At 34.4% G+C, this 21,970-nt stretch carries 14 protein-coding genes and 4 pseudogenes; 3 read left to right on the plus strand and 15 right to left on the minus strand.

The annotated features are described in order from the left end of the window. Positions 1-16: 16 nt before the first annotated feature. From MHH71_RS27510 to MHH71_RS27545, 7 genes and pseudogenes are all read right to left on the minus strand, one after another. The gene (locus MHH71_RS27510; RefSeq protein ID WP_006097427.1) at positions 17-616 is read right to left on the minus strand and encodes a hypothetical protein; all 600 of its coding nucleotides are present in this window, start codon (positions 614-616) and stop codon (positions 17-19) included. 49 nt (positions 617-665) lie between these two features. Next, positions 666-1,139 (minus strand): annotated as a pseudogene (locus MHH71_RS27515) (C40 family peptidase); the annotation flags it as partial. Positions 1,140-1,249: 110 nt separating this feature from the next. Further along, positions 1,250-2,116: pseudogene (locus MHH71_RS27520) on the minus strand (group II intron reverse transcriptase/maturase); the annotation flags it as partial. 18 nt (positions 2,117-2,134) lie between these two features. After that, positions 2,135-3,892 (minus strand): annotated as a pseudogene (locus MHH71_RS27525) (VirB4 family type IV secretion system protein). Between the two features lie 9 nt (positions 3,893-3,901). Next, positions 3,902-4,751: pseudogene (locus MHH71_RS27530) on the minus strand (hypothetical protein). A 13-nt stretch (positions 4,752-4,764) separates the two neighbouring features. Beyond that, positions 4,765-5,055 carry a DUF5592 family protein gene (locus MHH71_RS27540; RefSeq protein WP_033798162.1) on the minus strand — a complete coding sequence of 97 codons (291 nt, stop codon included), beginning with the start codon at positions 5,053-5,055 and terminating at the stop codon, positions 4,765-4,767. 63 nt (positions 5,056-5,118) lie between these two features. Further along, positions 5,119-5,763 carry a hypothetical protein gene (locus MHH71_RS27545; RefSeq protein ID WP_139358629.1) on the minus strand — a complete coding sequence of 215 codons (645 nt, stop codon included), beginning with the start codon at positions 5,761-5,763 and terminating at the stop codon, positions 5,119-5,121. A 59-nt stretch (positions 5,764-5,822) separates the two neighbouring features. On the opposite strand from MHH71_RS27545, the gene MHH71_RS27550 reads away from it, so the two are divergent. Continuing rightward, complete coding sequence (locus MHH71_RS27550) at positions 5,823-5,993, plus strand: hypothetical protein (protein WP_006097436.1); 171 nt, start codon at positions 5,823-5,825, stop codon at positions 5,991-5,993. 2,650 nt (positions 5,994-8,643) lie between these two features. Next, positions 8,644-9,363, plus strand: coding sequence for a hypothetical protein (locus MHH71_RS27555; RefSeq protein ID WP_006097438.1), 720 nt, complete (start codon positions 8,644-8,646; stop codon positions 9,361-9,363). 32 nt (positions 9,364-9,395) lie between these two features. On the opposite strand, the gene MHH71_RS27560 is transcribed toward MHH71_RS27555, so the two are convergent. The 3 genes from MHH71_RS27560 to MHH71_RS27570 form a co-directional block, all read right to left on the minus strand. Continuing rightward, entirely contained in the window at positions 9,396-10,850 is a 1,455-nt protein-coding gene (locus MHH71_RS27560; protein ID WP_006097439.1) for a hypothetical protein, read from the minus strand. 18 nt (positions 10,851-10,868) lie between these two features. Further along, positions 10,869-11,285 (minus strand): hypothetical protein, encoded by a 417-nt coding sequence (locus MHH71_RS27565; RefSeq protein WP_006097440.1) that lies wholly within the window; start codon positions 11,283-11,285, stop codon positions 10,869-10,871. Between the two features lie 530 nt (positions 11,286-11,815). Beyond that, complete coding sequence (locus MHH71_RS27570; protein ID WP_006097441.1) at positions 11,816-12,082, minus strand: hypothetical protein; 267 nt, start codon at positions 12,080-12,082, stop codon at positions 11,816-11,818. A 301-nt stretch (positions 12,083-12,383) separates the two neighbouring features. Between MHH71_RS27570 and tnpB (MHH71_RS27575) the strand changes: the two genes are divergently transcribed. Further along, positions 12,384-13,511 carry an IS200/IS605 family element RNA-guided endonuclease TnpB gene (tnpB, locus tag MHH71_RS27575; RefSeq protein WP_340725664.1) on the plus strand — a complete coding sequence of 376 codons (1,128 nt, stop codon included), beginning with the start codon at positions 12,384-12,386 and terminating at the stop codon, positions 13,509-13,511. A gap of 158 nt (positions 13,512-13,669) precedes the next feature. Here the strand turns inward: tnpB (MHH71_RS27575) and MHH71_RS27580 are convergent, their stop codons facing one another. The 5 genes from MHH71_RS27580 to MHH71_RS27600 form a co-directional block, all read right to left on the minus strand. Then, complete coding sequence (locus MHH71_RS27580) at positions 13,670-14,350, minus strand: DUF1266 domain-containing protein (protein ID WP_006097735.1); 681 nt, start codon at positions 14,348-14,350, stop codon at positions 13,670-13,672. 12 nt (positions 14,351-14,362) lie between these two features. Further along, a complete protein-coding gene (locus MHH71_RS27585; protein ID WP_033799595.1) occupies positions 14,363-15,661 on the minus strand; it encodes a J domain-containing protein in 1,299 nt (432 codons plus the stop codon). Continuing rightward, a complete protein-coding gene (locus tag MHH71_RS27590; RefSeq protein WP_006097737.1) occupies positions 15,658-17,361 on the minus strand; it encodes a molecular chaperone HscC in 1,704 nt (567 codons plus the stop codon). The genes MHH71_RS27585 and MHH71_RS27590 overlap by 4 nt, the downstream gene beginning before the upstream one ends. A gap of 553 nt (positions 17,362-17,914) precedes the next feature. After that, positions 17,915-19,042, minus strand: coding sequence for an IS200/IS605 family element RNA-guided endonuclease TnpB (gene tnpB / locus MHH71_RS27595; protein WP_340725665.1), 1,128 nt, complete (start codon positions 19,040-19,042; stop codon positions 17,915-17,917). Positions 19,043-20,140: 1,098 nt separating this feature from the next. After that, positions 20,141-21,841: a hypothetical protein gene (locus tag MHH71_RS27600; RefSeq protein WP_006097399.1), complete on the minus strand. Its 1,701-nt coding sequence runs from the start codon at positions 21,839-21,841 to the stop codon at positions 20,141-20,143. Positions 21,842-21,970: the final 129 nt, after the last annotated feature.

Here is a 21,970-nt window from a genome sequence, read left to right on the forward strand (position 1 = left end):
CAACACCTCACTTTTTTTAAGATGTAACGAGCTGAACCGCTAGTTCTTCTACATTGGTTACTTGCCAACTCTCTTGATTTTTTTGCACCGTTACTTTCATAACATTTTTCGTTTTATCTGTTGTCCCATTCGCTCCAATCGTCACTGTATTTTGAAATTCTGCAACGACTTCTACCTGTGAAGCACCAATCCTATAGGCTTGTAAGTATAACTTCATATCAGATGGCTTAGATATATATGTGTCTCCCATTTCAAATGTATCCGTTGGATAAAAAAGCTGAAACACTTCATCCTTCATTAATTTTTTTGCTTGTTCTCTTCGCCCTTCATATCCTTGTTTTTCTCGATGAAATGATAGTTGAATAAACTTTTCTACCGCTGAAAGATATGATAATCGCTCTTGTTCCTGTTCTGAAGGAAGTGTTTCTTTCACCTTCTTTTTCAGCTCTTCATTTTCAGTTTTTAACACCTGATTACGAATTTTTAATTGCTTTACATCACCCGTCTCATCGTTACGATAATACAAAAAGATGTTCAAAAAAGTAACGCCTGCAATGACAATCGCAAGCGTTAAAAACCAGACTTTTCTTTTATCTTTTTCATTCGTTTCACTCACTGATTCCGCCTCCTTAACTTGTAATCTCTTATCCAGTTTTGTTATCGTTTTAATAACGTCTCACATGTCCTTTAAACACTTTAGCCCAGTATGGATTCGATACAATTTCAATTGAGACACCTTTATTCGTTTGACAACCAATGAAAGTATTTTGGTCAATTACAATTCCAACATGACCGTCATGTTTATACGTATCAAAGAAAATAACATCACCAGCTTTCATTTCCATTGGTGAGATTTGTGTACCAATTTTATTTAAGGTTTCTGTACTTACAGCTCCCATTGGACTCACATTCATTCCGACCTGTTCAAATGCCCAACGTACAAAACTGCTACAATCAAAAATCCCTCTTGCAATGTCATTTGTGTTACGTCCACCACCAAATACATACGTAGAACGTCCAATCCATTGACGCCCTACATCGGCAACTTGCGAGCCAGAAGAACCGCCTCCTGCGCTCCCTCCACCGCCATTTACTGGTGCACCAGGTATATAATATTTCAACACGGCATCCACATATAAGTAGAGTAAGCACCCAACGCCTTGCTACATTACTGTAGTAGGTTTTCAAGTGCTCCTCCCCGAACCGGACTTACATCTCTCAATGTATCCGGCTCTCCATCTGTCTCCTGCTAGACTTCTCCTTTGTGCCTTTTAACGTGGCACTCTTTACATAACGCTATGGTTTTACGATTCCTTGAAACCATACGTTTCTCTAGAAAGGATTTGTTCGGCTTATTTTTAATGTCTTTCAATCTCTTTACGTGATGCATATGAATTGTGGTATTAGTTTTCCCACACAACTCACATTGTTCTGCTTTGATTCGATCAGAGAGTTTCGTTTCACTTAGCACATATTTTGTATCTGGAATTAAATCCAAGGTCGCTTCTTTTGACTGTTTCTCTCGGGGAAAACTACGTTCAATAAAATGGGTTTGCTTTTCTCCTCGAGATGTTTTATATGTGACAGTAAATCGTCTATTTTTCTCATAGCGTTTTCGATTCTCTTTTGTTTTAACTCTATACTTAGATGCAAATGTTTTTAGCATAGAGTAATACATAAAGTAAGCAAAACGATGCATATGATTGCTCACGTTTTCTGCTAGCCGATAATAGTTGTACAATCCTCTTATTTCACTGTTATATTGAGCGACAATCTCTAAATCTTCATTATGAATGAAGTACCCTCTTTCTTTTGGCATCCAAGTGCCATCGGCACTCATTTTAATAGCTTGGTATTTCTTTAACTTGTTGACCCAAGCTTCGTGAGGCATTTTCAATTGAACTTTTCCATTAAGGTATCTACATACTCTTCCAATCGCATCTTTTCGAGGTTCACTTCCTCTAAAAATACGAATGTTGTAACCGAGAAATCCTGCATGTTTTTCGGAAGCATGGGTAATAAGCGTTTTTTCTTGTGACAATTCCAATTGAAGTGTTTCCATTAGATATTCAGTCAATGTTTCCTTAATATTTCTTGCATCGTACTTCGAGCCAATATCTAGGTTGTTGCTGTCTTATTGCATAATGAATTTGTACTGTGTTAATTCAAATAGCTTCTTAATCTCTTCTACTGCTGCTAAACTAGCATCCTCTGGAACAAAGTCACGAATCGAATGACTCGCAAATACAATGCCTGCAAAATATTTTCGAGCTTCTCGGCTAAACTTGATCGTGAATTGCACCGCATGTTGACTTCGTTCACTCGTATTAATTAAATGATGAGCTTCATCCATAATGATGAGATACCGAATGACATCTTCAAATTGTATTTCTTTTCTATCAAATGCTTTCCACTGTGGCTTTCCGTTTTCTAACATCTCATCCCACATCAAGTTCATAACGCTGAAAATCTGAGCTTGATAGATTTCCGGTTTTAAACTCATCAGGTGGCGCAATGAAAAAAAGACGATTTTCTCTTTTGAGAAATCGTCTATCGTTGAAATGCCATTAAATAAGTGTCCAAAATTATCTACTAAATTGATTAGATTTAATTCAATCAACTCTAACCGTTTCTTACGAGTATCGCTGACATTAGAACGGTGAATTCCCTTTTCTATATCTTCATATAGTTCTGTGCGAACAAGATACAAATAATTTGAGAAAATAGGATACTCGTTCGCTAACAAACCTGTAATATTATTTTCCGCACCTGGTTCATCATTCCACAGTTCCTTTTCCACATACATTTTACGAAGTAAATTCTCATATTCTTTAATTTCATCATCCTTTGCTTCTGGTGCAATAAAACGATAAAAGATACTAAGTTTAGATAGATGTTGAGTAAAGGATACTTCTTCTGTTTCAGCCGTTTTATATACTTGGAGTGGATTGATTTGTCCTTGTGATCCATCTAATGCAATTTGCTTCCCGTTATACTCTTGCACAATATCTTCAAACTCACCTGTAATATCAAAGCCTCGAATCTTATACCCCTTCATTGCATTATCACTCATGATTTTTTTCAGTAAAGTAGATTTACCCGCACCCATCTTTCCGATAACCACGCCATTTTAACTTTTACGTTGTTTATCTTTATGGAACAAATCAAAAATGACACTCCCCTTTGTCTTGGTTGTGCCATAGTAAATACCATATGGGTCATTTAGAAATGTAAAGTGAAATGGGAATCCCCCTGCTAAAGCAAGAGCTGGTATTTCTTTCCCATTTCGTTTATTAATATATTTCTTCTGCATCTCAAAACTTGATGTTAAAGAAGCCCATTCATGTTCTTGTTCATTTAGGAATATGGCACCTCTAAAATTATAAGATTCTAGTGTTTCCATGACTTCTTTTGCTTGTTTTTCTAGCTCTGCCATCGTTCGTGCTGAAATATAAATGCGTAAATGTACTCGCTTCAGCACCTCGCCTTTTGATACTTGCTGATATAACGTTTCTAACTCACTAAACTGTTGTTCCGCTTCAATTCGCTCAATATTATCTTTAGCGTTCGCATGGCGAACGCTTTGTTCTGCCATTGATTTATTAATCGATTCAACCACAATTTTTCGGCTATCACTGATAATATCAAGCGTTGTAATAACATTTGGCATATTCATGATTGGTTCTAACCAAAAATCATTTACCGTTGTTTGATACCCATATACATGAATGCAGGTTTGTAATCCATCTCCACCTTGAACATATACTTCTTGGAATTTAATCCCCCCTTGTGGCTGAATCTTGGCAACCAATTCCTTATTGATTTGTTTCTTTTCTTTTTTCTCTTCGTTCTTTTGTTTTCTCTTAAAAAACTGAAATACAGACACGTTCATCACCTCTTCTTATTTTTTCGTACCAATTTTTGAATTTTGATTATGCAATTTATATAAAATTTCTATCTTCTTTTCCTCTTCCATCTCTAACAATGGGATGCATCGTTGCAAGTACCGTTTTGACGATTCCACTCGTTCTTTCACAACAAATTCGTTCTCACCATACACGAATAAAAAGTACTCCCGGTTTGTGCGCCCCCATTCTAAATACTGAAGTTCTTTCAGTTTTTGTACGAGAAAGCGTTCATATAGCGGATTCTGACATGTTTCAATTTTCTTCAGTAGAAAACGTTGTTGCGGTTCCGTAGAAACTGGAAAATTCATCGATACAATCTTGATGGACTCTTGATATGATTGATAATAGTGTGCAAGATGATAAATCGCATATTCTGCCTCTTCCTCGTTCATCGAATAGATATCTATACCTTGGATCTGTAAGATATCTACAAAACCTTGTTCTTCTCGAAATTCAAAGACACCCGATTCCGTCATATCAATAATCGGAATTACCTCAGCAATACTCTTTTTGATATGAGGTGGCTTCTCTTTCTTTTTGGATTTTTTTCTTTTTTTCCGTCTTCCCTTTGCTTCCCGAATCCTCGTCAATCCTCGCTGTTTTTTTCACAACATCTTTCTTCTTTCCAAGATGTTGCATCAAGTTTTTCTTCTTTTTCTTTACCGGCATTTCTTCTTCTCTCAAAGGAGCAACCGTTGGTTGTGCTTCTTTCTTTTCCTGAAATCCTTTGATTTTTACGACTCCCCCTGGCTTTTTTTCTTGCTTTGGCAACTCCAGGGACGTCTTGGCTTTACTCTTCTTTTCTACTCCTCTATTCATTTCTTTTTCATTGAATAAGGCCATTCCATTTCCTCCTTTAGTCTTGTTCCTGGTCAATTGCACAATACGTAGAACGTTTTCTAGCTAACATAATAAACAGCACCTCAAACATCCGTTTTTGTGGGTTGGTATTGGGACGAACAATTAAAAGGACACCTACAATCAACATAAAAATATAATAGGGAATTTGAAACATCGGATGAACCAAGGGCTTGGTTGTCATGGTGAAAACCACAAGCCCTATAATGAACAAGAGATCAAAAAGATATAACACTTTGTTGATTTTCAATTCCGTTCGTATTTCTTTTGGAATACGATAGTTTGCCATTTTCATTTCCTCCTTTTCAAGCGAAAAAAATAAGCATTCCATGTATGCTTACTGTGTTGTAATCTATGCATCTTTTCTACGATTCTTGGGTGGATTTTGATTTGTATTTTGCCCTTCATTCTTATTTTTGCGTTTGTTTCGCAAGCCCTCTCCTGTATTTTGTCCAAGCTGATAAGAACGTCTTGTCTTTTGTACTGTTGGAGAATTATGAAATGCATTAGAGAGACGATCCTTTGCATATTGACCAATCGTACGGTTTTCTCTTTGCGTTGCTGGAATATCCTCTGTAGAACTTGGTGCCGTATCTACCGGACGAGATGAACCAGAGAAATTTTCATCACTTGAAGATGTTCCGCTATGACTTGGTTGAGAAGGTTCTGGTGCGCTTGATGGTGTTCCGCTTCCACCTGATTGAGATCCTCCTGTTGTACTTGATGGTACTCCACTACTACTTGGTTGAGATCCTCCTGGCGCACTTGATGGCGCTCCACTTCCACCATTCGCACGAGTTGTGTTCCCTTCTGAATTCCCCTTACTTTGAGGAGGTGTAATCCCTTGAGAATTAGAACCCTTGGCTTCACCTGCTGTATTTTTTGTTGGATTAGCTGAAGTTCCATGTTCTCCATTTTGAGCATCTTTATCAAAACCGGATGATTTAATTTCATCTTGCAAGGACGAAGCGCCACCGCCTGCCTCGCCTTGGGACACTTGACTTTTTTCTGTTCCAGAACCTGATTGACCCATTTCGAATATTAGGAGTGTTGAAAATGCCAGATATAATACGACTTATTCTTTTTACATTTGTAGCAATTAGTTCAATTTTCTCCTTAGTAAAGGAGTTTAAAAAGCCCAAGAAAAATGGATTTTTAATTTCAATTGAATTCTTACTCTTTATAGGAATGATACTATTAATAAAAGAGATTTTAATTTATGTATAATAAATTTCTCTCCATGAATAAATCCCAATATTCCGTCAATAATGTAGATATGCTGTATGCCGAAACCCATTTAAATTTCTTTCTCCGTCCCCCTTTTGGAGATGCCTTGGAGTTGAGCAGTTAGCTTTTGCTAGCTGCTCTTTTTAATTTTGGATTCCTCCTTGCACTTCTCGCAATACACCATATCTCCAATATCAATTGTATCTTCTTTGTATTGTGGGATTCCGCATCTGTATTCTCATCACCATCCGTTATCTAAGTATGCTTGTTTCGGGATTAAGTGTTCACTTTTGTATTGATCCGCCCATTTAGTTCTTCTCACTTCTACAAAGTACGCTGTTTCTACTGGCACTATAAAGTCTTGCGCAATGCGTGTTCCTCTCTCAATTACATCCACCTTAAGTATGTAAATTATAAGTTTAAATACTAAGTTTATTTATTGAAAATAAACCATAATAATTTTTATGTAAACAAGTTACATTTTTCTTTCAATCTCTAATACACAAAATTCTTCAACTAATCGATTATATTTACACATACGATTGGAGAAAATAAGTATTAATAGTTTACAAATATCTGTTTTCCAAGAAACCTTCACTTCAAAAAAACACAAAGGTGTTAAGTGAGAAATAATTCACAAAATATCAATGTCTTGTAAACAAATTCACTGATTACAGCACGATAATTAGCATTAACATATCAACAGACATTAACATATTAACGGAAACAAAGATAAAAATGTTAATTTCATATCAACAGTAACTTAATTATTAAACTAATATTGATTTAAAGTTAATGAGTATATTAATAGAAGGATATTTTTTCTAAACTCTTAATAAATCATAGGCCATTAGCACTGATCGAAAAAAACTATAAAACGAATAGCCCCTTGTAAAGTATATATAGTTGTAAAAAAGAAAACACCTTCACAGATCCTCTATAAATAATTCACTAAATAAAAAAGTGTTAACCATTCCCTACAAATAACCTCTGGTAGATTACTGCTATTCGTTTAAATAAACTATAAAACGTACAAATCATTATCAAATACTGTTTTGAATCACTTTAAATTTTAATGAAGACTCAAGAATCAACTATATATAATTTCCACAGAACGAAAAACATCGATATTTATACACTTATAATCGATATAACATTAACAACTAAAGAGGCTTTCATTACTACAGTTAATGTCTTGTTAATATCAGTTCTATTACATATCAATTTCATATTTCATGTTAATGTCATTCTCTCTAATGAACCTAAATTATATATACAAAAATAAAATTCAATCCACCGGCTGAATAATATTTAGTACTCAAGTGCGTAAAAATGCTTACCATACACAAATATACTATTTATGAAATTTCACATCTAACTTGATTCTAGAAGCACTGGATCGATTCTTTTTACTGTGATAAGACATAATTAAAGATTAATATCACCAAGGAAGAAGACTATATTATCAGCGTAGCAATTCGTATCCAGCTTAATGTTATTACAAAGTTTTAATATCATCCATATTTTATGTATAAATCTCTATTTTTCTTTTTATAAATACTGTACAGATTGTTTTGTTAATCTCATAGTAATCTTAAGTCGTTTTACTAATACATAATTAACTCACTATCATCAATGTTATATCGATGTGCATGTAGTTTTAGTTGATACAACATTAACAATTATAATATATTTTGTTTTTATAGTAATGTCTTGTTGATATACTCTTCATTACATGTTAATTTCATATTTCATGTTAATGTCTGTTTTCAAGGTGTTTGAGATAATAGAGTGCCCCAGCATCTAACATATCAATCTCAATCTCTCTAATTTGCTTAAATCATCCTATAAACAACAGTTAAGTTCGCGCTATAAGCTAAACATTATCCATATTCAATTACATATAAACACTTATCTGTGCATGAGCATAATATTTTGTGCGCTTCATATAAGCTTACTAGTGGTAAATTAGATATATTGAACCAACTAAATTCTATATCATAACAAAATACTCTTGCAGTTTTATATAAAATAAACAATGAAATCAATACTAATCATAACAGGAAACATACTATTCATATCACTTCTATAAGAATAACAGGGCTAGAGAAACATTAACTCTATTTAAAAGATTAAAGGATCAATAACTTACTAGTATTATTTAGCTACTAGCATCATCACATTAGTAGTATTGCCTTTTTGTATCTTTTTATACATTTAAATTGAAATTGGAATTTAATAACCTACTTTTCTCATTTTCCACAGAACGCAGTCAATATATCCTCATAATATGTTTACAAAACACTTATATTTCCTTATCATTAATAATAAGCAATTTAATATGTTAATCTCATGGCAACTATAAGCCGCATTTCTAGTGCAAAATATACTTATTATCATTAATATAACATTGATATTTATATGTTTTTAGTTAACAAAACATTGACGTTCTAAACAAATTGTAGATTTATAGTCAATGTTTTGTTAATACACTCTTGGTTATATGTTAATCTCACATTTCATGTAAATACCTACTAACTTAGGTATTTACATTGATATCATCGAGATAACTATTAACATGTTGATTTCAGTCCACATGTTAATGTTAATTCAAGTGTGTATTTGATGATTTTTTCAAGGAGGTAGGACAATGATTGATCAAAAAAGCGATGATGATATATTAAACGATAATGTTTTTGAAAAGGCATGGAGGATAACAGAATTCTCTAAATTAGTCGGACGTCACCATAACACAGTGTATAATTGGTTCAATATTTTAGAAGAAAAAGGGCTACATGAAACTTTAAGAACCCATAACACAAACGAAAAGCTCTATAACACTTTAGATCTTGAAATCGCTCTTTTTATAAAACAAAAAAGAGATGAGAAGTGGTCTTTAGATGCTATTATTGAACTTTTACCACATCAATATGATTTAAGACCAGTACCATTAGAGAATCAAGCAAATGAAGTATCTACCCAATTAAACCTTCAAGCAACTGCAGAAATCATTGAAAAAATGGTAAATACGCAAATAGAAGAAAAAATAAAAAATATTGAATCTCAGTATGAAAAGAAGATAGAAAATATATTAAAACAGCTACCACAACCTGAAGATGCAGAAGCTTTAAAGATACGTCAACGTCAAGAAAGACTAGATAATTTCATTATTGAACATAGAGCACGCCAGGAATTAAGAAAGCAAGCAGAAGGCCTCTGGAATAGCAAACCTGATGAGGAACGTATTAAAAAGGTAGGATGGTTTAAAAAAGAAGAAGATTTAGCTAAAAAGCAACTCTTCATTGAGCAGTACATACATGATAATATCATTGATTATATGAAATCTCTCATGAATACGACGGTGGAATAAGAAAAAGTCTGGAGCGAGCTCCAGACTTTTTCTTATTTTGTAGTACCAAACATCTTATCTGGATCTAAAAAGTCCGCTAATTCAGCATCTTCATTGGCTCCAGCTTCTGTATTTTCTTCGTCACTACCCATATCGATAAAATCACCAAAGGCAAAACCTAAGTCCTCATCCTCATCTATACTTTCTATCGTACTAATTTGAGACTTTTTGTACTGAATTTGACTTTGCTTCTCTTTAAATTCATTAAACTCTTCAACTAATCCCTTAGATAATCTTGATGGTAATGCATCAGTTTTATAAAACGTATATACACTTCCCAAGAAATCATTCTTACTTACTAAATATCCATTAAAAACAGTACCGTTTATAGGTAAATTATTTGAGACTTCTACTTTAGCATCATCCATGAAGGAATCATCAATGTTTTTTTGTTCATCTAGGATAGCAAGCATACCAAAATGATGCACTTTTGATGCTTCAACAGAACCATCGTTATTCTTTTTCATTAAATCAATTGGATGATGGAAAGAGCTTCCTCTTAATGATTCTTTAAACATTTCTACAATTGCATGGCTATTTTCAATCTGGTTCATATTACGTGAAACCTTATTAATTACTAAACAACCTGTTTTCTCAAGTAAAATACGTTTAAAGTCTTGAGAATCAAGTATTACAGATGTTCCAGATCCATTTGCAGCTGTATTTAATTCATGAATAATTTCACTAATACGTTGATTTGCATAATCACGTGCATTGGCAATACCTTTTTTCTCATTTTCATTTAGCTCTTTAAATTCATCATAAAAGTGCTGATTATCAGCAAATACTACAAACGCTACACCTTTTGATTTATCATTAGCTAATTTCCAAATCTCCTGAGAAAATTTATTAACTTGTCTTAGTACATCAGGTCCATCTGCTCTTACTGGAAGTGTTACAACAATCCCCATTTTAATAAAATCTTTACGCTCAATAGCGTTTTCAAAAGCGATTCTCGCAAATTTTGCTTGATCTGCTTTTATCTCTGCCATAGGGTATTGTTGTGCAACTTTTTGTAATTCTTGTCTAATTACAGGCTTGTTATGAAAAGCGGAAAACTCTTCAATCGCCTTAATAATTGTAGAAGTTCCTGTTCCTCCACCTAAGCCTGCAAAGAATAACACAAGTTCATCAGATGGTCTTACACGTTCCGTGATAAAATCTTTTAATTTTTCTTTTGCCTCATCATTTGATTCAAGTACCTTTACTGCACGCTCAGGATTTTTACCTAAACCACCTAATTTAAGTGAAACTTGGTTGCTTTTTGGTACATTTTTTAGTTCTGCTAGATCTCCATCATTACTGTTTAATGCTAAGCAGTTATATACTGATGTTCCATCTGTATGTTTATATTCAGCAAATTTATCTACCATTCTAGTACCAGCCTGACCAAAACCAACCATCGTCATCTTAACTGCTACTTCATTCTTCAAGAAATTTTTCGCCATTATTTTATCTCTCCTTATTTACTTATTTACTTTTTTTCTTTTCCCTAACTCAATAAGTACTTGTTGTCCTCTATAAGTTGAGATTAAAAATTTATACGGGTGCATAGACTTTTCATAGATTAAAGACATTGATGATAGTGTACTAACACTTATTTCAGCTGAACGTCTTGATATATTTGTGCGTTCAACCTCTAATGAATAAGATTTGCCTTTTGTTTTCTTTACTCTCCTATCTATGACTACATTTTCTACTATTTCATTAATTGATATGCCCCTCATGTATTTGGTTTCTTGAAATTGTTTATTAACGATGTTTCCTATGTATAGAAATACACTATATAGTATCTCATCTTGTTCAAGAATATCTGCGAACATGTTCACTACTTCATCTGTAAATTTTATCGTTTGATACTTCTCGCTTAAAACCTCGTTCAAGTTGTCCCCCCCTTAAACCATTGGTTAATTATTCCTAGAAACATAGTACATCATTATAAGGCGTATATCAAGTCATTATATATAAAACTTATATATAGAACCTATAAATTCCATTATTAGAAAACCCTTTATTTCACAAGCTTTCATTTATACAACGTATATATACAGTGTATATATAATATATTAATCTTATATTTCATGTGATTCACATTCTAAGCTCTTAATAGAATAGATTTCACTATCATTACTATATTAAGCCCCAAAAACAGCACAATACGTTAACATGAAACTCACATATTAAATAACACATTTTATTATACGCTGTATATATACATTTTATTTATACAACGTATAATAAAACCTTAATATAAAAGGAGTTTAACCTTTAACATATCAATTTTATATCAATATTAATATAATAAGGAGTTTATATAGGACTTACATATAAAGCTTATATATAAAACTTATATAAACTCCTTATTATTGATAACAAAAAATGCAATGCTGTAATAGCATTACATTAATAATACTTATACTGCTAAATTACTTTCATTTAATACCTGAAACAGCTTATCCTGAGTATCTTTTTTGTTCATTTGTTTGGTTCTATATGATTCATTTCTTGTTAGGGGAGAAGTTGTCAATGTCATGTTATATTGATGCATCTCTTCATTTAACTCTGTTGTTGGTTCCCAAAGTTGCACATACAGCAAGAAAAAATGTGTTTCTTTTGAATCTAATTCATTATCTATTTCAGTCATTTCTAGAAATTTAGTTGTGAATGTTGTTAATTTCATATCTACAAAATCATTCTTGCTTACCAATAACTTACTCAATAACTTCTGTGAACTACCCGCTACTTAACGTCCTTACGGACTGTTTGAAGTGGGGGCTTCTTGAGAACTAGATACTCTTATTAGCTATCTATCTTTACCAAGCTAGGTCTTTTTTATTTATCTTTTTCCGACAGAAGGCTCCTTCCTCAAAAATGGGAAGGTGTGAAACACCAATTTTAGGTGGGAGATGAATGGCGGTAGGCGTAAGCCTACGTTTTTTAGTATACTGTAGGCATCATACAAAAAAAGTGAGGTGCAACCCATGTTAGTAAATAAAGCATATAAATTTCGTATCTATCCAAATAAAGAACAAGAAATATTAATTGCTAAAACCATTGGGTGCAGTCGCTTTGTATTTAACCATTTTCTTGCTCTTTGGAATAATACCTATAAAGAAACAAGAAAAGGATTAACCTATCCTTCTTGCTCTGCCGAGCTCACCCAATTAAAGAAAAAACAGGATACGATTTGGTTAAAAGAAGTCGATAGTATTGCCCTTCAATCCACATTGAAAAACCTCGCAGATGCTTTTTCACGTTTTTTCAAGAAACAGAATGATATCCCACGATTTAAGTCTAAAAATAATAAAGTTCAATCCTACACAACCAAGCAAACAAACGGAAATATTGCAATTGTAGGTAACAAAATGAAATTACCGAAACTTGGCCTTGTCCGCTTTGCCAAAAGTCGTGAAGTAGAAGGGCGTATTTTAAATGCAACGATTCGAAGCAACCCAAGTGGTAGATATTTTGTATCTGTCCTTGTCGAAACAAACGTACAAGAAATGTCTAAAACTGAATCCACTTGTGGAATTGATGTTGGATTAAAAGATTTTTCCATTCTTTCTGATGGTACAACATACAAGAACCCTAAATTCTTCCGTATATTAGAAGAAAAGTTAGTGAGAGCACAGCGTATCCTTTCCAGAAGAACGAAAGGTTCTTCGAACTGGAATAAACAACGCGTGAAAGTTGCACGAATCCATGAACATATTGCAAATGCAAGAGCTGATTACTTACATAAACTCTCTACTGAAATCATCAAAAACCACGATGTCATCGGTATGGAAGACTTACAAGTCAGTAACATGCTCAAAAATGGAAAGCTTGCAAAAGCGATTAGTGAAGTATCTTGGTCACAATTTCGAGCTATGTTGGAATATAAAGCGAAATGGTATGGTAAACAAGTTGTCGTGGTATCTAAAACATTTGCTTCTAGTCAACTATGTTCCAATTGTAGATTCAAAAACAAAGACGTTAAAAATCTAACAATTCGTGTGTGGGATTGTCCTTCTTGCGGCACACATCACGATCGAGATCAAAATGCAGCACTCAATCTGAGAAATGAGGCAATTCGTCTCTTAACCGTAGGAACTACGGGGATAGCCTAAGTTCAATAGAACTCTGTACTTAGGAATCTTCCACTTCAAACAGTCCGCAAGGACGTTAAGTGGTGAGTAGTTCAGCAAATACCTTATATGTAAATAAATCCCAGGAAATCATAGTTCCTAGGATTTTTTATCAATTTGGTTAAGAAGCATAGCATGATTTAACTTAAATCTTTAAGTAGATTATTTTCCCATGGAACAACACTCAATAGAGTTTTTTTATAATCAAACAAGTACGATACGTAATTAATATTATACTTATCTTTATTTATGAATTCTGTATCATTTGCGTTAAAGTGGCTGCCAATACGAAAGGCGTTAAAATACTCGTGCCAGTCTGAATAAGAATGTTGTGAAAGTCGTGCAGCCTGTATCATAAAGTTCTTTGCTTCCTGTTTTGATAAATAACCGAGTCTTCTACCGACCCGACATAAACAGATACACCATGCATAATCAAACGCTGCAATTCCTGAATCCGTCAAAATATGTAATCCGTAATTAGCAATATAAAGTTTTTCATGGTCAGGATGGTCTTTCGATAATTGTTTTCGCGCTGCCTCGGAAAGAGGAGTCAATTGATGGCGTATACGATTAAATTCCTGCCGTGTCCCTTCTTCTAAAAACCAAATGATTTTCTCTTTTAACTCCGTCGAATTTTCGATTTGCCATGTCCATAACACGTTCTTCAAAAAACGTTTCCCAATAAAGCGGTCTCTGATAAGGGTAAATTCATATCGGGTAAAATAGTTTGTAAGGTAAACGCAATTCAAACAAACGGAAGACAGGCAGCGGAAATATAGTTCGAACTGTTTCTCTCGTTTTCTTTTATATAAAACAGGCATTCTGTCTCCTCCTTATGCGAATGTTTTAAGCCTAACGAATTTCCATGCTTCCCAAATAAGTGGGAGTAGGAGAAGTAATGCATATTTAGATGGTAATGGGGTTAAAACAATAAGAATCATAAAGAGCAAATAAACCCAGGTGCGGCTAATAAATAGAAATAAAAAGTATAGCGCATAGCGGATAATAAACTTCATATTTATTTCTTGTTTCTGTCTCTTCTCTGGAATTTCAGTGTGAATTCGAATACAGTATGAACGAAATTCGAAGCGTTCCACATAACGCTTTACCACATCCAACGCCCTAGTGGCTACAGTTTCTATATCACCTGATTCGAACGAATGCTTCACTATTAAGAATTGTGCGTCCATATGCTCCGGCTCAATCGACAGTAGATGCTCACAGTCCTTGATAGCATCTGCAAACTGCCCGCGGTCATAGTAAATCTGGGCCCGATAAAGTAAACCATCTAGGTCATCCGGGTAAATGGCAAGTATGTCATTGAATGATTGTAACGCACGTTCTTTATTTTCTATGCGCAAATAATAAATGCCCTGCATGCGTAAAAGTTCCGGATCTTCTTGATAAAGCTCGTATGCAAAATCGAGTGCACTTTTTGCTGCTTCTAAGTTATTATTCATAAGTGTGAGCTGGATTTCTTCACGTAAATGAAAATACGCTTCAAAATCTAAATCATCACTTTTCTTGAAAACATCATAACGCATTTCTTTCTCGCCGCTAATTCTCTCTAGCAAAAACTGTACTGTTTCTTCACTATATTCAAATTCCAACTCCTCTCTTTGTTCACTAAAGCGAAATACATTGTCGAGAAGTTCCCAAATCGAGCGGGGGAAATGGTAATGATATTGTAAAAATTCTATTAATCTATCTTGAATCACTGCCGCATGTTCTACGTCCCATATCACATCGGAACTTAATAAGTCTTCCCAATTTTTCGGTTCGATTCGTGCAAAGAAATCGTTATACAGCGTCTCGATTTTTTCCGTAAATGCGTAAACGGGATGTTCTGAAACGAGAGTGGCGGCAAGTTCAGCGTCACCATCCATCCATGTAGGAGATACAGGGTGGATATAGGAATTCTCTTCGTTTTCATCCGTTTTTTCTAGTTGAGAGGGAGGTGCAGTCTTCATTTGTTTTGCGCTTTTTATCGCTTTATCAAATGCTTCTCTCAGCCGCTGATATCCTTCAGGATCGTCTTCGGGATGATAAATCTTTAGAAGTTTTGCATAAGCCTTTTTAATAGCTGCAACATTATCGGTAGGCTCAATTTCTAACGTTTCCCAAATGCTCATGAATGACTGATCCACCTTTCAATATTCTCTAAATGCTCTTTTAATATATGAGCGGCTTCTTTCACTTTTTTATCATTTTGCGTTGTGAGCGCATTTTCAAATTGCTGTAACAAGATCGCGACTTTTTTGCGTTCGTCACCGAGTAACTCTTCATAGAGCCGTTCGCCTTTTGCGAGCAGCAATCGGTTTTCGGACCGGTCTCGTGGATGAATTTTAATTTCTTTCAATTCTAGTAGTCTAGCTTCAATTTCTTTTTCTGTAAGATTTCCGGCGTTTTGTTGGATAATTGCTCTTTTTTTCTCTCCAGTCGTTGTACTTATTACCTCGACTTCGAGAATGCCATTTATGTCATATGTATAACGAATGTCAATCGCCTCTTGTCCAGCAGGAGCAGGAGGGACTTTAATTTTAAGTTCGCCAAGTTTTAAGTTATTTTTAACCAAGCGGTTTTCTCCTTGATAAACATCGACAAGTATGGAGTGTTGTCTATCATTGACAGTATAAAGTCGTTCCACTCGACTTACAGGAATCGGTGTATTTCGTTCAATAATCGGGAAGAAGTATCCGGATCCTTGTTGTCCATTTCCTAATGCTTGAACAACACTAGTTCCTAACGTATATGGACAAACATCCGTTAAGATAACTTCTTCTAGTGCTTTGTTTCGTTCTTTTAAAGCAACTTGAATCGCAGCACCTAAAGCAACCGTTTCATCAGGATTAATATTCGCATGAGGCATGCGTCCGAACATTTTAGAAATGACGGATTTGATAAGCGGCATCCTTGTCGCCCCGCCAATTAGAATGACAGCATCTAAATCCTTAGGGTTTAGCGACGCATCGCGAAGTGCGCGTTCAATCGGATAGCGAAGCCGTAAGAGAAGCGGGGTTACTAATTTTTCAAATTCACTTCTGTTAATGCGAGTTTCATACGTCTCATTATGAATAACGACTTTCATAATCGCGGCAGGCTCATTACATAATGTAAGTTTGCAACGTTCTGCTTGTGCATAAATTAAAGATAGCGTTTTTGAGTCAAGGGAATCGGAATCGAGTTGGTGTGACTCTAAGAAAAAGGACATGAGACTGTTTGTGAAGTCTTCGCCTCCAAGATAATTATCGCCGGCGATCGATTTAACATCCATCACTCCTTCAAATAATTCCAAAATGGACACGTCAAATGTTCCGCCGCCTAAATCAAATACAAGAAATTTTGTCTCTGCCGCTTCCTGATACAGTCCGTAAGCGATAGCAGCTGCCGTTGGCTCACTAATGAGACGTTCAACTTTTAATCCAGCAATTTCAGCAGCTCGTTTTGTCGCTTTGCGCTGAGCATCGTTGAAATAAGCAGGTACGCTAATGACAGCACCAGTAACCGCTTCGTTTAAATAAGCTTCTGCATCTTGTTTTAAAGATTGAATGATAAAAGATGAAAGTTCTTCTGAAGAAAATGTATACATACCTAACTCGTATTTTTTCTCTGTTCCTATAAATCGCTTAAACGTTGATGCTGTAACGTGCGGATGGGTAATCAGCCGTTCTTTGGCGATGCGTCCGACTAAAACTTCACCGCTCTCGTCAACACTGATGACAGATGGTGTAAGATATTCGCCAAGTGCATTTGGGATAAGGGCTGCACCATAATCCGTCCAATAGGCTACTAAACTATTCGTTGTTCCTAGGTCAATTCCAATCGTTGCCATAATAATCTCCTCTCGTTTTTACTCTATCTTACTATATATTATTATAATAATGTATAGTAAGAGAAAAATGGAATCGTAGGGTTTTATTTCTTGAAGGAAAGGGGGAGAAACAGATAGTTTAGTAGTGTTGAGTTTGTTATAAGTAAAGAGGTATAATTTCATCAGAATGTTTTTACAAACATGGGGAAATTTTATGTAAAGGGTGGTAAAGAGGTCAGATGATAATTGGAATTATATGTTTGATTTTAGGAATAGCGTTAATTTGGATGAGTGGAGGGGGACTTTTATTATTGGTGCCTGGCATTCTGTTTACAGTGGCGGGCGGTGTTATATGTGTGATTTTTAGACGGTTAGAAAAAGAGAGAAGAAGATTAAGGAAGAATGGTTAGAAGATACATATTGTATAGTTTGTACTTACATAATTAGGCGGAAGCATCAAGTCTAAAACATCTCTTATATTTTATAAATTTTGAACTACTCACCACTTAACGTCCTTGCGGACTGTTTGAAGTGGGAGATTCCTAGGTACAGAGTTCTATCGAACTCTAATGAATTAGGCTATCCCCGTAGTTCCTACGGTTAAGATACGAATTGCTTCATTTCTAAGATTGAGTGCTGCATTCCGATCTCTATCGTGATGTGTGCCACAAGAAGGGCAATCCCACTCACGAATTGTTAGGTTTTTGACATCTTTGTTTTTGTATCCACAATTGGAACATAACTGACTAGAAGCAAATGTTTTAGATACCACGATAACTTGTTTACCATACCATTTTGCTTTATATTCCAACATAGCCCGAAATTGTGACCAAGATACTTCACTAATCGCTTTTGCAAGCTTTCCATTTTTGAGCATGTTACTGACTTGTAAGTCTTCCATACCGATGACATCGTGGTTTTTGATGATTTCAGTAGAGAGTTTATGTAAGTAATCAGCTCTTGCATTTGCAATATGTTCATGGATTCGTGCAACTTTCACGCGTTGTTTATTCCAGTTCGAAGAACCTTTCGTTCTTCTGGAAAGGATACGCTGTGCTCTCACTAACTTTTCTTCTAATATACGGAAGAATTTAGGGTTCTTGTATGTTGTACCATCAGAAAGAATGGAAAAATCTTTTAATCCAACATCAATTCCACAAGTGGATTCAGTTGTAGGCATTTTTTGTACCTTTGTTTCGACAAGGACAGATACAAAGTATCTACCACTTGGGTTGCGTCGAATCGTTGCATTTAAAATACGACCTTCTACTTCACGACTTTTGGCAAAGCAAACAAGGCCAAGTTTCGGTAATTTCATTTTGTTACCTACAATTGCAATATTTCCGTTTGTTTGCTTGGTTGTGTAGGATTGAATTTTATTATTTTTAGACTTAAATCGTGGGATATCATTCTGTTTCTTGAAAAAACGTGAAAAAGCATCTGCGAGGTTTTTCAATGTGGATTGAAGGGCAATACTATCGACTTCTTTTAACCAAATCGTATCCTGTTTCTTTTTTAATTGGGTGAGCTCGGCAGAGCAAGAAGGATAGGTTAATCCTTTTCCTGTTTCTTTATAGGTATCATTCCAAAGAGTAAGAAAATGGTTAAATACAAAGCGACTGCACCCAATGGTTTTAGCAATTAATATTTCTTGTTCTTTATTTGGATAGATACGAAATTTATATGCTTTATTTACTAACATGGGTTGCACCTCACTTTTTGGTATGATATCTACAGTATACTAAAAAACGTAGGCTTACGCCTACCGCCATTCATCTCTCACCTAAAATTGGTGTTTCACACCTTCCCATTTTTGAGGAAGGAGTCTTCTGTCGGAAAAAGATAAAAAAGAACCCTAAACTTCTCATTTTAGGGTTCTAATTATGAAAGAATCGTTATTCTATATGACTAGTTAACAAATAGACATTACATCTATTTATTGTACTATTTAAATATAATATTTCCCTGTTAAGTCATTAATTCTAATATTTTTTAAGTTATGCATATATTTATATAAGGTATAACTTATCCCAAGTAACAAACTAATTCTGTAATAAAATCTAATATAAATATATATCTTATATATATTTAAAATATAAAGATAAAACTTTTATAGGACAAGTAAATAGGGGGGTTCTCTTACTGTCACAAGGATTCTGAAGATGCTATAGCGTAAAAAATCAAAAATAGCAGTATTTAACAACGGAAAAGTAGGCATAATATTGATATAGAAACTACAAATAATCATAAACAAAAACATATATTTCTACATAAAAAATGAAACAAATAAATACATTGTTAAACATATTTATTCACTCGCTTAATTCTGTATTAATCCACTGCATGTCCACAATTTTATTTTATTTACCCACAAACTGTTCACATTAGGTGCTAAATAATTAACATAATCCGAATTTATCACAGTACTCACACAAATATTGATGATTTTTGATAGATAAGTTACTAGAATACCTTTATATCAGTGATTATTGTATTAGGTTATTCACATTCGACTATATTTATCTACTTATACACAAAACTTTAATTTTTTCTTGCGATTATTTGTAGGTATTTGAATGCATTAAGGCAGCTCATAACGTGTTTATATGAAAGTATGTGTGGAAATTTAGTCAGCTACAGTGCAGTTGTTGTATAGGATTGCATAAAAAAAGACTCTATTATTAATAGAATCGACGAAAGTTGATTGTTATTAGGAATCAGTGCAAGGCTTTCAAATAACGGAACAAACACGAATAGCCCTCTACTTTTAATTTTTTCAAAAATAGAGAGCGAAGTATTTTTAATTGGTTTCTATTACTTCAAGTACTTGTTCAGCTGTTGTTACTTGAATACCAGTGCGTATTAACTTTTCAAAGGCACGCATAAATGTAATCAAATTGAAGTCATCTGGTACTTCAATAACACGAAGCGTTTCTTTAGGTAATCTATCTATCTTTTCAATGAACAATTCGCGAACATCACTAGGAATAAAGCGCTCTTTATGTCCTCTTGCTTTTAAAAGCTCACGTATTTCAATTTCTAAAGCCATATAAGCATTTAGATTTGTACCTTGTTCATAGGCGTACTTTCTAAACAACGTTTCTTCTTGATACTTTAGATAGTTGCGGTGATACGATTCCTCTGTAACAGGTACAGCAAATTTGTATTTTAGTAATTCATACGTTTTACGGAACAACTTTTTGATGTTTCGAAGTGAGTACATAGAGAAATGTAATCCGAAATCAAATACAGCTTGTTCTTTTTGCTCTTTAGGTACATGTTGTGTAATAAGAGGATAAATACCTTCCTTAGCCGCCGTATCAAGAATTTGATATTGTGACGTTTGGTTTAATAGTTTCTTCAGTGTATATACTAACTTACTTGGATATTCCTCATTACGATCTATCATGTCACGCAAGCTATAAATTACACTACGAATTTGTCGGTGGCATGTATATTTAAGTACATGAATAAATTTATTCATGTCTTTTGTAAATTCACCAATATTCATATCTTGTAGCACAGATTCAATAAAACGAGCTTTACGAGCATAAGTAACCTTTGGCGTGAATGGATCACGATACGGTACTTCTCCTGCTTCTTTTGTACATAAGAAATCCGTATGTAAGGAGAGATATAAAGTCGTATATCTTTTTTTATTATTAACCCCTTTTTGTAATTTACAAATTTTGAATAGGGGAGTTCCTGTACATGGTAGTGCAGTTGTTAATTCTGTCATAACGGCACGGATTTGATGCGGGTATTTCTTATGTAAAAAGCGGTACATTCCACCAAAATGAGTTTTATTTCCTCTTTCATCCTGTTTGTCCAAGGAACGTTTTAGTGTAGTTTCTCTGTGCTGTTGCATAGCAATGTCCAAGAATAATTTCTTAGCTGCAACTGACAGCCCAAAGAAAGCCTTTGTAAATACCACTGGGCTAATATAAACATAAGGGTTTGCCTTTTCAGTTTCTTCATTCATAAAATGAGTTAGCTTAATGGTATAGCGGCCATCTAATTCCTTTTCAATCGTGACAATGTTATGTAGACTTAGTTTTTTTAATGCAATGTAGAATTGAGAATGCTGTATGTAAGCAAACTCTTCTTTATATTGCTTGTAATCTTCCCACATCATATGTACTGTTACATTTGGAATAACCCCATTTGTGTAACATTTTTTGTGTAGGTATAAGAAGACTTCTAAATCTGCGTTTGTAATACCATATAATTTATGTTTCCTTCCCATAGTTTCAGAAACAGCAGACAGGGTACGACGTGAAAAAGATGGTTTCGCCTGTTCTACAAAGCCATCTACATCTGCAACACGTTCTTCATATGTCATTTGATCCAGTAGATCTTCAAGGTATGTATCTTTATAGCTGTAGTATTTCTCCTCGAAAGTTTCAACAAGTTTTTGCCAAGACTTCAGTGTTACTAATACTGCATTTGTAGATTGTCCATTTAGACCACGTTGGTTATGAATAATAAATGATTTTCCCATCTTTTTCACCTCCTACCTGTAAACTCAGAAATATATGCCAGGATACTATAAAATATACCAATTTTGATTATAACAAATCGAAAATTGCTGAAAGGTGCTCCTTTAAGGGGAATTTTGAGAATATGAAAC

The sequence above is a fragment of the Bacillus sp. FSL H8-0534 genome (assembly GCF_038005885.1).
Lineage (GTDB): Bacteria > Bacillota > Bacilli > Bacillales > Bacillaceae_G > Bacillus_A > Bacillus_A pseudomycoides.

Coding starts and splice junctions, on each gene's coding strand:
- MHH71_RS27540 (WP_033798162.1), bottom strand. CDS start 5,055: ATGGCAAACTATCGTATTCCAAAAGAAATACGAACGGAATTGAAAATC.
- MHH71_RS27550 (WP_006097436.1), top strand. CDS start 5,823: ATGCCAGATATAATACGACTTATTCTTTTTACATTTGTAGCAATTAGT.
- MHH71_RS27555 (WP_006097438.1), top strand. CDS start 8,644: ATGATTGATCAAAAAAGCGATGATGATATATTAAACGATAATGTTTTT.
- MHH71_RS27560 (WP_006097439.1), bottom strand. CDS start 10,850: ATGGCGAAAAATTTCTTGAAGAATGAAGTAGCAGTTAAGATGACGATG.
- MHH71_RS27570 (WP_006097441.1), bottom strand. CDS start 12,082: ATGAAATTAACAACATTCACAACTAAATTTCTAGAAATGACTGAAATA.
- tnpB (WP_340725664.1), top strand. CDS start 12,384: ATGTTAGTAAATAAAGCATATAAATTTCGTATCTATCCAAATAAAGAA.
- MHH71_RS27580 (WP_006097735.1), bottom strand. CDS start 14,350: ATGCCTGTTTTATATAAAAGAAAACGAGAGAAACAGTTCGAACTATAT.
- MHH71_RS27585 (WP_033799595.1), bottom strand. CDS start 15,661: ATGAGCATTTGGGAAACGTTAGAAATTGAGCCTACCGATAATGTTGCA.
- MHH71_RS27590 (WP_006097737.1), bottom strand. CDS start 17,361: ATGGCAACGATTGGAATTGACCTAGGAACAACGAATAGTTTAGTAGCC.
- tnpB (WP_340725665.1), bottom strand. CDS start 19,042: ATGTTAGTAAATAAAGCATATAAATTTCGTATCTATCCAAATAAAGAA.
- MHH71_RS27600 (WP_006097399.1), bottom strand. CDS start 21,841: ATGGGAAAATCATTTATTATTCATAACCAACGTGGTCTAAATGGACAA.